Genomic DNA, 13,587 nt, shown 5'->3' with positions numbered 1-13,587 from the left:
TAAAACTTATTTCTTATCTTTCACTACGCCAGGAAGGTTGCTTAACTGCTGTTCCAAGAAAGAGCTGACGGAGTCTAATTGTGCAGATATCTTATCTAGATATAAGAACTGGTTGTAAAGCTGCGCTTCATAGCGCCCTATCATTTCATCAAACTTATCTTGCTCAGTATTGATTTTATCTACCGAGTCAGAAAAGGAGCTGGATTTAGTCTGCAATATGCCACCAAACTTCTCATACTCTCGCACAAGATCATTCAGTTTGTCGGCTACACCTGGCGTTGAGGAGATGACATTTCCATCGACATCCAGCGTGTCATAACCTGAAAACACTTCGCTGATTTGATCAAAATTTTCATTGAGTGCTTTATCAAGCTTACCCTCATCAATTTTCAAACTGCCATCAGATTGAGTTTCCAACCCGAGAACAGATAACGAGGTTGCGCTGCCATCCGAGGTCTTAACCGCATCGGCCATGGTTGCTCGGATCTGATTCATCATGGTTCTAACCGTTGAATCAGTAGCTAACGTACCCTTCTCGCGTTCAGCTTTCTGCGCCGCAATCTGTTCGTCTGTTAACGCGGTATTGTTGTCTTCGCTATTACTGTCTTCAACTTTGTTACCCGAGCCATCACGATTAACAAAGGTCAAATTATCAACAACAGACAAAACCTGATTATATGTATCGACGAATGTTTGAATCTTTTCTTTTGTGCTCTCTTTATCCAGCGACAAATTAAAGTTATCACTCTCACCTGGAGGGTGAGCTTCTTTTACTGAAATAGTGACGCCGTCGATAGCGTTTTCAAACTTATTGGTTGCAGAGCTAATTTCAAGAAAGCCATCCACCTTGATCTTGGCATCCTGAGCGAGCTGAACTTCCTGCATATCCGCACTGTAATTGGCATCGTACTGCAATCGGGATAGACCGTTGGCATCAGCAACACCATCAACGTCAGTCACTGCGATCTCTATCGCATTCGCTTCGCCCGTCTCTTTACTCGCTAACGACAAATGCACGCCGGTGTCGGTCTTTACAATTGACGCGCTCATACTGGCACCAGCGATATCGTTAATTTTATTTTTAACATCGTTGAGTGTGTCAGATGCACTCACTTCAATACTGTAGGTCTCACTGCCTACGGTGATATCCATGGTGCCTTCACCCACGGCCTCAAATTCACCGATCGCAAAATCTGAGGTCAACTTGTGAGCCTGTGCCGTCTGCATTACCTCAATATCGTAACTGCCTTCAGAAGCAGTAGAGTCACCGGTAACGGTAAACTTTTCTTCCGCTGCTTCATTGCCATAGGTAACTAAGCGTTGGTTGAAACTGTTATCTAGTTTCAACTCAAATAAAGATTTCTGCCAATCACTCAGTGCACTCCGCAGTGAGCCAATTGCAGATATCTGATTGCTAAAAGAATCAATTTTGGCATCATTTCGTTCCGTGATAGGTACCTTGCGCACATCAATAAGCCCCTGCACGATGCCATTTACATCGAGACCGGAACCGATACCGGGTACGCTAATCGTTGGAAGGTCAGCCATAATTTACTCTCTATACTTAGCTAGACTTCAGTTTTTAAAAACAAACTGTTGGACTCAGATAATCTAACGGCAAGTTTCAGCATCTCCTCGGAAGGAATTTGCCGCAACAAATCACCGCTAACCTTGTCCTTAACACTGATAACATCCCTGCCTGACGCATCATCGACACTGAACGTCAGTGATTTATTAAATGACTGCACAAACTCTTGCAGGTTTCGCGCCATCTCTTCTAATCGTTGGCGATCAATTTCTTGCTCTTGTTTCAGCTGTTGAGCCTGTTCCTGTATTTGCTCACTCGGCTGCACCTGTTCAGGCTTTACCTGGCTTTCCGTGGCGGTTTCAGTTTGTACAGGAGTGACCGCTTCAGGCTGAGTGCGCAACTGAGGATTTGATGTTGCTTGTGCTTGTATTGCATCGACGCTCATAAAAACTCCTCCAAAACTTACTTACCTGAAATGGGTAAACGGCAAGGAAGATTAGATCTTCCCTGCCGTTGTCATTTACCCACTAAGTCTAGCTCCGTTAGCCAAGAAGACTCAATGCGGCCTGTGGCAACTGGTTAGCCTGCGCTAACACTGAGGTTGCAGCCTGAGTCAACACCTGGTTCTTCGACAGCTCTGACGTCTCTTCTGCGAAGTCAGTATCACGGATACCTGAACGTGAGTTTGAAGCATTCTCACTAATGTTGCTCAGGTTTGAGATAGTGCTATCAAGACGGTTCTGAACCGCACCGAGTGATGCACGCTGACTATCGATGTAAGACAATGCACCATCAATCACCGATACCGCTTCCTGTGCGCCAATCGCTGTGCTGATATCAATATTATCAACAGAATCCAGCTGGCTTAGCTCTGCCCCGGCACCCAGCGAAGCGTTCTGCAGAATGGTAGTAGACAAAGCACTTGCGCCCGCTTGAGTATTCGCTTGAACATTGAAGTCACCATTCGCAGTCAGGCGAATTGTACCAACAAAGTCTGCAGCACTGTCACCTACGGCCGCTGCGTCAGCGATGGTAGAGCCTGTAGTGGCAACCAAGTTAGCATAAGAAGCAATATTAGCAGTGTCATCTGTATCACCAGAGAACTCATACGTTGCCGCATCAATACCAACAGTACTACCCACGCCTGTGAGCTGAAGGTTGTCTATCTGAATGGTATCACCGCCTTCACTAGTCAGTACCAGACGACCGTCATCACCTACATTGGCACCAACACCGGTTTCATCAGCAACAGCGTTAATCGCATTCGCCAAAGATGAAAGATCTTCTGTGTTGGTAATGTCAACTTTGATGGTTGGCGCCGTTGCCAGATCATCATTTGCTCCACGCAGCGAGAAGGTCAGCGTTGCAGTCCCAGTCAACGCGCCACCAAAGGTATTGATAGTGCCTGATGAGTTCGCAGCGAAAGAACCGCCTGCGCTATAGAAGTCCAATGCAACAACAGTACGGGCATCAGCATTCACACCTGTTGCCTGGCTTTGGTCATTGATCGACTTAGCGATATCGCCAGCAGATGCGGAACCGTCGACGTTGATGGTAGCAGAACCCAGCTCACCAGAAACATTAAGTGTATTCGCACTGTTAGTCAGTGCCGTACCACCGAATGTCGCATCAGCAGTCGCTGCCGTGCTTACACCGATACCACCTAAACCAATCGCCGAAGCAGAACCGGTAACAACTGACGCCGTACCTTCTGAAACAGCTACGCCAGTGAAGCTGCCACCGACTTCGGTTTTCAGCAACTCATAGGTTTGCGCACCCATTGACTCTGTCTGGAAAGAGTTAATTGATACAGCTACTGTTTCAAATGCTTGCGCACCGACCTGGAAGCTTTCTGTACCGAAGCTGCCATCAAGCAACTTACGGTCACCAAAGGTAGTCGTATCGGCGATACGATCCAGTTCGTCTTGCAGCTGGTTCACTTCCTCTTGAAGTGCACCACGGTCTGAATCGGAGAAAGTACCGTTAGCAGACTGGATTGACAGATCACGCATACGCTGCAGAATGTTAGTACTTTCTTGCAGTGCACCTTCCGCAGTTTGCGAGAGTGAGTTTGCATCGTTTGCGTTACGTGTTGCGATGTTCAAACCATTAATCTGAGAGGTCAGACGGTTTGAAATCTGTAAGCCCGCTGCATCATCAGCCGCACTGTTAATGCGCAAGCCAGATGAGAGGCGTTCGAAGTTTGTACCCAACGCACTGTTGGATTGATTCAAATTACGCTGCGCATTTAGCGATGATACGTTTGTTTGAATTGTAAGTGCCATGTCAAATTCTCCACATACTCTAGCTTGACGCTAAGTAACACTATGTTGTTTGTTCACACTTAGTAACGGCACCGCTAAAAGAAGCTTTAGTTTTTTTTAAAGAAAAAATCACAACAACTGCTCAATCAACCACCAAAACAAAATAAAGCGCTTATTTTTCAACATATTAACAATGTTAAAAAAACTGACAAAAAAGGCGCCATCAGGCGCCTTTTGACAATCTAACTAAGATATTGATCACACTGTCGTATCAATTAACTGACCTAAAGGATTGACTGAAGGGTTACCCAACTCACCATTTTGTGCCCTATCAAGTACTTCAATTGTCGCCCTGCGTTCAGTTGCCGCTTGCTGTGCATCACGCACATCTGCCGCCGTAACCGATGAGCCACCATCATCACTGCTACTTGTTGAGGCATTGACATAAGTATCTATGGTTTGCTGCTGCGTATTAACTTCGGCCACACCAACCGCAACTTGCCTTGCAGTATCCCTATTCTCTTGCACGTTTTCAGCCACTCCAGGCTCTTGGCTTGCTATCTGCTGGCGATCAGGAACAGAAGGTTGTTGCACCCGGTTAGGCTCAAAACTGGAAAATGACGCCACCGCGCCTGAATCGATTTGCATAGAGAGATCTCCGTCACATTTATGACTGGAGTATAGACGCTTTCGAGCTGTTTATAAATTGACCACGCACAAAAAAAGGGACGGCATGCCGTCCCTTTTTAACCTCAGTAAGGTCGCGAATTAACCACCCAAGAGCGATAGCGCCGCCTGTGGCACCTGGTTAGCCTGAGCCAATACTGACGTACCGGCCTGCTGAAGCACCTGGTTCTTAGACAATTCTGATGTCTCTAATGCAAAGTCGGTATCGCGAATACCAGATCGCGATGCTGAAGCATTTTCAGAAATGTTGGTTAGGTTAGAGATGGTGCTTGATAAACGGTTTTGTACCGCACCCAAACTCGCACGCTGACTATCTATGTAAGCAAGTGCGCCATCAATCACATCAATAGCAACCTGAGCACCAATGGCAGTGGAAACATTGATTGAGTCAACGCCTTCTAACGCACTTAGCTCATCCGCCCCACCTAATGCTCCGTCCTGTAAAATACCCGACGTAAGGCTACTTGCGCCAACTTCAGTATTTGCAGCAATGGCGTAGTCGCCATTAGAAGTCAGGCGCACCGTACCAACGAAGTCAACAGCACTATCAGAAGCCGCCGTAGCACCACCAATCGTCGTATCCGTTCTTGCCACAATCTCACCGTACGAGAGGATATTACTATTGTCAGTTAGATCCCCTTCATACTCATAAGTTGCCGCATTGATACCGACAGTGGATCCAGCTCCGGAAAGTTGAAGATCGTCAATTTGAACAGTATCACCTCGCTCAGATACCAATAACAGACGACCATCAGGCGCTACAGACGCACCAATACCAGTTTCATTGGCTACCGCATTAATAGCATTGGCCAATGAAGACAGATCTTCTGTATTTTCTAAGTCCACTTTAATCGTAGGTGGTTGAGCTGTCGGATCATCATTCATACCACGCAGACTAAATGTCACCGTAGTGGTAGCAGACAGCGCTCCACCGACGGTATCAATCGTACCGCTTGAGTTTGTCAACGTCGCTGATGATGCGGTAAACAGATCCAACGCTACGACCGTTCTAGCATCTGCATCTACACCTGTTTTAGAGGTATTTTGCTGAATGCTGCGTTGCAGATCATAAGCACTGTCGTTTTTGTTAACGTTAATAACACCATCACCTAACGGACCAGCGATGCTCAACGTGTTATTACTGTTAGTTAAACCGGTATCCCCAAGGGAATGGTTCAGCGTCGCCGCAGTATTAATACCAATACCACCCAAGCCAATCGTTGTCGCAGAGCCACTAACGATACTCGCTGTGCCGACTGAAGCCCCTATCGAGGTAAAGGACCCACCTACTTCTGCCTTTTGCAGCGCATAGTTTTGAGTACCCATATCATCAGTAAAGAACGAGTTAATCGAAACACTTACGGTCTCAAATGCTTGCGCACCCACCTGGAAGCTTTCTGTACCAAAGCTGCCATCAAGCAAGGGGCGGTCGCCGAAGGTCGTCGTTTCCGCGATACGATCTAATTCAGCCTGTAATTGAGACACCTCATCTTGCAGTGCTGCCCGATCAGAGTCGGAAAAAGTACCGTTCGCTGATTGAATTGCCAAGTCACGCATACGTTGCAAGATATTTGTACTTTCCTGCAATGCGCCCTCAGCGGTTTGTGACATGGATATGCCATCGTTTGCATTACGAACCGCTACATTCAATCCGCTGATCTGTGAGGTCAACCGGTTTGAAATCTGTAAGCCTGCCGCATCATCCTTCGCACTGTTGATTCTCAAACCAGAGGAGAGCCGCTGGAAGTTAGTCCCCAGTGCGTCGGAAGACTTGGATAAGTTACGCTGCGCGTTCAGTGATGAAACATTTGTTTGTACTGAAAGTGCCATCTTTAGCCTCCAACTAGTTCAAGCATCCGGTGCAATTAAAGTAATCCGTCTGCCTGTCAAAAATTTGCCTATTTTTCAGTCAAGGTTATTAAAGCATTTAGTGTGCCAAGTTTAATAAACCTTAAAATTCATAACCTTAGGCATGTTTTATTAGATTAAATTAAACAGTGACAAATTCTGCACCTGAGTAAAGGCGGTTTGTGCCGCCTGCAGGGCAACTTTTTGCCGCTCAAATTCAGTGATTGCCGTGGTGTAGTCCAAATCTTCCAAAGGCGACTTAGCCGTCTCTAAGGTCAAGATATATTCCGCATTCACGTTCTCCTGGGTTGCGACCGTATTTAAGCGCGCACCGATGGTGCCGCGACGGCTAGAAACATGGATTGCGATACTATCGATGTCGTCGATCAAGTGACCAATATCAATCTGGCGCTGCTGTTTACTGATGTCATCAGGGTTAATACCGTCTTCATTCGGTACCTTAAGCCACTCAATAACATCTCTGAGCGTTTCAAACATGCCGACCTCTTCATCGGCGTTCAGCGTCAGCGAGTCACCCACATTGGGTTCGCCATCGATCTGCATTTCAACACCGTTAAAGGTATATTTTTCTCCGGGCACAAATGCGGGGGCAGGAGCTGGTGCCGGTGGTGGCGGATAAACCTGCGTCCCCGTTGAATCAAACACAGGTACAGGATTAGGCACCGGTAGTGTGGAATCCAATACTTCGATTTCTGGTTCACCATCACCATCTGAGTCTACAAAATTCACTGTATAGGGTGGCGGAAATGCCGTTGTGTCATACACCCCACGATCAACAACCGACGCATTTTTGACTGTCACGCCACCGGTGTTGGTGACCAAGCCTGTCGCATCACGATACTCGGGGCGGAAATCGCCGGTACTGTTAGGTGCCTGTTGGAAAATCTGCTGACCGGAATCACTGGTCGCCACCTTTACCCCATCACCGACACTGGTGAGTCGCTGACCGTCATCACCCTGATAGATCACGGTGCCGTCAGGTTGCTTATTAAACGGCTGATTCTCTGTTTGGTAGCCGGCAAAAACGTAATTACCGCCCTCATCTCTGGTATTAGCCAAAGCCAGTAGTTCGTCGAATCGCGCTTCAAGTTCTTCAGCGATCGCTATGCGGTTTTCCTGGGTATATGCACCGTTGTTACCCTGCAGCGTCAAATCTTTGATCCGCAGTAAGATATCTTCTGTCGCTTTAAGCGAAGTCTCTTCCGCACTGATCCGGTTATTGGCAAAATCCACATTGCGCTGATACTGCTCGGTCGTGGTAATTGACTGTTTAAAATTCAAAATAGAGTTTGCTGCCACCGCATCATCAGAGGCGTTAATCACCCGCTTACCCGAAGAGAGATGCAGGATAGATTCGTTTACATCCCACTGCTTAGTGGTGATGTTAACGGTATTGGTCTGGTAAAAGAGAAACGTTGAGACACGCATGATTAGCTCCTTAACGCGCCGAGGCTAACAGGGTGTCAAACAACTCACCTGCCACCGTAATGATCCGGGCTGCTGCGTTATAGCTCTGTTGAAATCGCAGTAGGTTTGACGCTTCTTCATCGAGATTCACGCCAGAGATAGACTGCATCCGCTCTTCTGCCTGGGTATATAAGGCAAGCGATGTGTTGTAGTTAATCTCTGCGGTTTGCGTGGCAGCGCCCACTTCGGTCACTAAACTCTGGAAGTTATCGAACATGGTCGAACGACCATTTTTCGCCACTTTTGCTGTTTGCAGATCAGCCATCGCCAAAGCGTTTTTGTTGTTACCTGAGCCAAAGACATACTCAACAGCAAAGGTATCGGGCGCGTTAGGTGGCTGGCCAACCGGATCACCTTCAATTTCGATATCGAAGCTTTGACCCGGCGCGAGGGGAACATTAATCGTTGTCGGCTGCGCCGTCGTATCATAAGCACCAGGCAATGCGCTAAACAATGCACCCGAGTTATCATAAATCTCGACGTCGTACTGCGTACCACCAGGGACGGGCACTGCATTTATAAAACGCACCTCATAAGGAAATGCTAACCCGCCAACGTTAAAATTATCGATCCCCGTGGTGTTGGTGATACTGACAGAGCCAGTACCGACATTTTTCTCATTTGCCGTTACTTCAGCTATAGAGGAGGCCGCAATCCGCTCTGGTTGATCAATCTCCAGCCGGATATCCGCAGCGCCGCTGGCGGTAGGCTGCAGAAGAAAGGTGTCGCCGTCAGCTGGCGCACCAGATTCTTCATTAAAATCGATGCCTTCAAAACTAAAGGAAAACGGTGCAGCCCCTCTAACCACTGTTTGGTTACTGCCCGTATTGGTATTGGTGATGGTGTAACTATTGGTGCCAAGATCATATGCCACCTCATAGTCATCACCTGTCACCATATTCATATCATTGATGGTGACGTTACCGACCATGTTACCCGCGTTGCTGCTGTCATACTTCATGCGCAAACGCGCCACTTCAATGTCGTTAATATCGCGGTAAAGGTCGTTACCTATATTGCCATCCAGATCCAAACCTTGTGCCTGCTGCTGATTGAAGCTGTCAGCAACCGCCATGGCGGTCAGACCCAATTCGTTTATCGCGTTACGCAGATCGTTATCGCGGTAGGTGAACATAGCGCCGATCTGTCCGCCCATACGTGCGCCGTCTAATGGAACCGTTCCGCTGCCATTGTTCGTCAGCACCAACTCGGTCTGTTGTGGATCAGGATTACCCGTTCTGACACTGATTTCAAACGAGTTAACCTGAGTCACCAATGTCTGGCCATTGCCGATAAAAACGGTGATTGAGCCATCACCATTGTCAACCGTTGAGGTTGTCGTGTATTCCGCCAGCTCTTTGACCAAGCCATCGCGCTTGTCGAGCAGATCATTGGGAGAGTTGTTAATACCGTTAGCTTCAGCAGAGATAATGTCTTGGTTAAGTACAGCGATCTGGGCACCAATTTCGCTGATACGATCTGCAACCACTTCAATGTCTTCGTTTATCCCCTGCAACTGGTTTTCCAGCGTGGCGCGAATGGAGTTGAAGTTAAAAGCCACAGTATCCGCATTAGAGAGCATCACATTACGTACCCCGATGTCGTTCGGGGTATCAACCACACTGTTCACCGCAGAGAAGAGCTCATTTAAGGAAGTACCTACACCAGCACCGACCCGAGAGAGCAACTCATCCAACTCGCTCATCTTTTGACCACGGGTTTCATCGCCAGAAAGGCGTGCCTGGTTAAATACCAACTCTTGATAAGCAAACTTGTTAAACGAGCGCTGCACATCAATAACCTGAGTACCGGTACCGAAATAGCTGCCCCCCTCCCACAACGCAGGAGCCGCATCCTGGATAACACGCTGGCGCGAGTACCCTTCCGTATTGACGTTGGCAATGTTGTGACCGGTTGTCGACAGTTGCTTCTGTGACGAAAGCAAACCGCTGACGCCCAACTGATAGAGATCGACAGCCATAATGGCGCTCCTTCAAAAAACCGTTTGGTTAAAGCAGAGAATTAACTTGCTTTAGTACGTTCAGGACCTTATCCGCATAACGGGGATCCGTCGCATATCCAGCTTGTTGAAGATTATGCAAGAAGTTTGCCGAATCTTTCGCTTCAGCAATAGCAGGTTGATAACGCGAGGATTTTTTAAGGAAATCAACAAAATCATTGAAACTTTCAGCAACAGAGTCATAGGCACGAAAGGCCGCGCGACGTTGTACTGGCAGATCTTGTTCATATTCGAGGGTATTAACGCTGACACTGTCTCCTTGCCAACGCTGATCGGCCTTAATATTGAATAGATTATTACTGCTACTACCGTCACCACGGCGGATAGCCTTTTGCCCCCAGCCGGTCTCCAGTGCCGCTTGCGCGATTAACACGGCAGGTGATGTACCCAACGCATCCGCCGCTTTTTTGGCGTATGGCATCACTGAATCCACAAAAGCTTGCGGCGACGAAAAGTCGACACTTTGTAAAAAGCCTTTGGGATCAGCCACATCATTTGAATTGTCGAGAGCGTTTGGATTTGATTTGTCACTCAGGGTTATCGGTTCAACCCCAGTAGTAGCCACCGAACTGGCTGCCAGTTTTGCCTTAATTGCATCAAGCGGGTTTTGTTGACTAGCCGCTTGCTGTTCCGCCATCAATTTCTGATGTGTATCGGAACGTAAATAGGGCGCCAGCGGCAAACTATTGCCGGAGGCCACGCCAGACTGACTCTCTGTAATTAGATCCAGACTTGGAGATACCGCTTGTGTTTGGGGAAACAGTTGATCGCTGCCGTCGGTTCGCAACGTTGATGCCGGGCGCACGGTATCGCCGTCGGGTCGTAACTGTTGAACCATCAATTCGGCCAAACCGAAGCTGCCGCTCTGTGTCAGATCCTGGGCCATCTGTTGATCGCCCATCTGTTCATAAAATTTGGTGTAATTACTACTAAATGGGCTGTCTAGCTCAAACGCTTCGGTCGCCTGACGCATCCCCTTAATAAGCATCTGTACGAACATGCCTTCAAATTGCTTTGCCACTTCATGCAGTGCTTCCTCTTCATTCTGCTGAGCACTTTGACGCAGCCTATCAAGACCTTGGATGTCATGAACCTGGCGGCTTTGGGCAAATCTGTCGGCATCGATCATCTCAGCACCTTTAGATAATGATCAACTGGCCACGAAGCGCACCCGCTTGCTTCAGCGCTTCTAAGATCGCCATGACGTCGGCAGGAGCAGCACCGACCGCGTTAATAGCCCGCACTAAATCGTCAAGGGTCGTACCAGGATTGAACACAAACATACGCGCATCATCGATAGCCACATCAATTAAGCTTTCCTGCGTTACCACGGTATCACCGCCCGAAAAGGCGCCCGGTTGGCTGACATCTTGCCCTTCAGCGATAGTAACGGTCATGCCGCCGTGAGTAATTGCCGCAGGCAGTAAGCGCACATCCTTGCCAATAACAATAGTGCCGGTACGGGAGTTGACGATCACTTTGGCAGACTCATCGGCAGGCTCGAAATCAAGGTTTTCCAGCGTTGCCAAGTACGCGACACGCTGAGAAACATCCCGTGGCGCGGTAACCCGTACACTGGTTGCATCGATAGCGCGCGCCGTATCAGGGCCAACTAAATCATTGATCACATCAGACAAGCGCTTGGCTGTAGAGAAGTCGGGATTGTTCAAATTAAATGTCAGGTAATCGCCCTGACTAAACATACTAGGAACTTCACGCTCGACAATCGCTCCGTTGGCGATGCGTCCGACGGTCGGTGTATTACTGATTACTTTTGAACCATCCTCACCGGAAAAACCAAAACCACCGACCACGAGGTTGCCTTGGGCAACAGCATAAATTTTACCATCAACCCCTTTTAGGAAAGTTTGTAGCAAGGTGCCACCACGGAGGCTTTCAGCACTACCGATTGAACTCACTGTAATATCAATGGTTTGCCCCGGCTTGGTAAAAGCAGGAAGGTCTGCATGGATAGCGACAGCGGCGACATTTTTAATCTTTGGCCGCGTGCCGGGAGGCAGGTTAATGCCAAAGTTGGATAACAAAGTCGAAAAGCTCTGTTCAGTGTATCGCGCTTGTTCGCCGGTACCTGTCAAGCCAACCACTAGGCCGTAACCAACCAGTTGGTTGTTCCTAACCCCTTGGATGGTCGTGACATCTTTAATCCGTTCGGCGCTCGTCACACCACAAACAAGAAATGAAACAGTCAATAAAATCAGTCGCGTCCACATAGCTATTACCTGCTGCCTTAGAAAGGCCAAATTGGACTATTAAAGAAGCCCGTCAACCAACCAGGAGTTTGCGTGTCATGGGTAGAGCCGGTGCCGCTGTATTGAATGCGTGCATTAGCCACACGGGTAGAGTCAACGTTATTATCGCCGGTCACGTCTTCAGGCCGGATAATCCCGGTTAAACGGATATATTCATCACCTTGGTTAATGGTGATCCATTTTTCACCACGTACCACCAGATGGCCGTTAGACAGCACTTGTACAACACTGACCGAAATCGCACCAAACAGTGAGTTGTTTTGGCGAACCTTTGACTCCCCTTCAAACTCGTTATCACCTTCAATGCTGGCATTAAGCTCGTTTCCATTGATGGTGAACGGGCTTCCCATCAATACCGGCGTCTGCAAGCCCACCGACGAGGACTTATCCAACTCGTTCTTGGCACCTTTATTCGCCGTGGTGTTCTCAACTAAATTCACCGTGATCACATCGCCAACACGGCGTGCCTTAATATCGGAATAAAGGTTCTGTGCCGTCACATCCTGAAACATTGACCCGGTGAGCACCATGTTGCCCTCTTCCGGCATCTCGGGGATCAGCGGCGCGTAATAGGGGTCATCAGGTTGCACCTGATATACGCTGGAACAAGCTGACAGTAACAGCGCCGATAATGGAATTAGTTTTTTCATCGCTCTACACCAGGTTACTAAAGTTGTTGATTGATGTATGACATCATCTGATCAACGGCCGAGATCACTTTTGCATTCATCTCGTAGACCCGCTGACTTTCGATCAAATTAACTAGCTCTTCGGTGACATTCACGTTGGAAGTTTCCAGTACCCCTTGGCGAATAGAACCTAGGCCATCCAAGCTCGGTGTGCCTTCGGTGGCTGCGCCACTGGAGCCGGTTTCCAAATAGAGATTTTCACCGATAGGCTCTAAGCCACTGGGGTTGACAAAATCAACGATGGTAACGTTGCCTACGACGACGTTATCGGTGTTGCCGGGTTGCCTGACAGACACCTCACCATCAACAGAAACCGTCATCGACTGCGCATCGGGTGGCAGGTTGATCGCTGGTTGTAGCTCGTAACCTGCGCCGTTAGTCACCATCTGCCCATCTTCGTTGAGGGTAAACTGACCATTACGGGTATAAGCAATATTGCCGTCAGGCAATAGGATCTGAAAGAAGCCTCGCCCTTGAATCGTCCAGTCCATCGAATTATCAGTGCTGAGCAAGTTACCTTGCGTAAAGGTCTTTTGTGTGGCCGTCACTTTGGCGCCGGCACCAAGCATCAAGCCTGTTGGCAACTCAGTATTGGCAGATGACAAACCACCAGGTTGGTTAATCGTTTGATATAGCAGGTCTTCGAAAACGGCGCGACTCTTCTTAAAACCTACCGTACTGGCATTCGCCAAATTGTTGGATATCACTGAAATATCGGTCTGCTGGGCATCAAGACCGGTTTTACTGATCCAAAGTGCTGGATTCATGATGCTAACTCCTTACTGTTCAGTGA

Annotated in this window: 11 protein-coding genes; all 11 read right to left on the bottom strand. The window is 48.2% G+C overall.

Annotated elements, in window-relative coordinates:
• Positions 1-6 precede the first annotated feature (6 nt).
• The 11 genes from fliD to flgG all read right to left on the bottom strand — a co-directional run bounded on the left by fliD (position 7) and on the right by flgG (position 13,561).
• A complete protein-coding gene (gene fliD, locus EZV61_RS05265) occupies positions 7-1,548 on the bottom strand; it encodes a flagellar filament capping protein FliD (RefSeq protein ID WP_114339772.1) in 1,542 nt (513 codons plus the stop codon).
• A 20-nt stretch (positions 1,549-1,568) separates the two neighbouring features.
• The gene (locus EZV61_RS05260) at positions 1,569-1,973 is read right to left on the bottom strand and encodes a flagellar protein FlaG (protein WP_114339773.1); all 405 of its coding nucleotides are present in this window, start codon (positions 1,971-1,973) and stop codon (positions 1,569-1,571) included.
• Positions 1,974-2,070: 97 nt separating this feature from the next.
• Complete coding sequence (locus EZV61_RS05255) at positions 2,071-3,813, bottom strand: flagellin N-terminal helical domain-containing protein (RefSeq protein WP_130567895.1); 1,743 nt, start codon at positions 3,811-3,813, stop codon at positions 2,071-2,073.
• 237 nt (positions 3,814-4,050) lie between these two features.
• Complete coding sequence (locus EZV61_RS05250) at positions 4,051-4,440, bottom strand: hypothetical protein (protein ID WP_131414550.1); 390 nt, start codon at positions 4,438-4,440, stop codon at positions 4,051-4,053.
• Between the two features lie 120 nt (positions 4,441-4,560).
• The gene (locus EZV61_RS05245; RefSeq protein WP_131414549.1) at positions 4,561-6,309 is read right to left on the bottom strand and encodes a flagellin; all 1,749 of its coding nucleotides are present in this window, start codon (positions 6,307-6,309) and stop codon (positions 4,561-4,563) included.
• 150 nt (positions 6,310-6,459) lie between these two features.
• Positions 6,460-7,776 (bottom strand): flagellar hook-associated protein FlgL, encoded by a 1,317-nt coding sequence (flgL, locus tag EZV61_RS05240; protein ID WP_131414548.1) that lies wholly within the window; start codon positions 7,774-7,776, stop codon positions 6,460-6,462.
• Between the two features lie 10 nt (positions 7,777-7,786).
• Positions 7,787-9,796: a flagellar hook-associated protein FlgK gene (flgK, locus tag EZV61_RS05235; protein ID WP_131414547.1), complete on the bottom strand. Its 2,010-nt coding sequence runs from the start codon at positions 9,794-9,796 to the stop codon at positions 7,787-7,789.
• Between the two features lie 28 nt (positions 9,797-9,824).
• On the bottom strand, positions 9,825-10,964 hold the full coding sequence (gene flgJ / locus EZV61_RS05230; protein ID WP_131414546.1) for a flagellar assembly peptidoglycan hydrolase FlgJ: 1,140 nt from the start codon (positions 10,962-10,964) through the stop codon (positions 9,825-9,827).
• 10 nt (positions 10,965-10,974) lie between these two features.
• The gene (locus EZV61_RS05225; RefSeq protein ID WP_114339780.1) at positions 10,975-12,066 is read right to left on the bottom strand and encodes a flagellar basal body P-ring protein FlgI; all 1,092 of its coding nucleotides are present in this window, start codon (positions 12,064-12,066) and stop codon (positions 10,975-10,977) included.
• A gap of 17 nt (positions 12,067-12,083) precedes the next feature.
• Positions 12,084-12,755 carry a flagellar basal body L-ring protein FlgH gene (gene flgH / locus EZV61_RS05220; protein WP_114339781.1) on the bottom strand — a complete coding sequence of 224 codons (672 nt, stop codon included), beginning with the start codon at positions 12,753-12,755 and terminating at the stop codon, positions 12,084-12,086.
• A 17-nt stretch (positions 12,756-12,772) separates the two neighbouring features.
• Entirely contained in the window at positions 12,773-13,561 is a 789-nt protein-coding gene (gene flgG, locus EZV61_RS05215) for a flagellar basal-body rod protein FlgG (protein WP_114339782.1), read from the bottom strand.
• Between the last annotated feature and the right edge of the window lie 26 nt (positions 13,562-13,587).

Origin of the sequence: Corallincola luteus (assembly GCF_004336975.1) — a bacterium.
GTDB lineage: Bacteria > Pseudomonadota > Gammaproteobacteria > Enterobacterales > Neiellaceae > Corallincola > Corallincola holothuriorum.
This window is presented reverse-complemented; position numbering and strand designations above follow the sequence as displayed.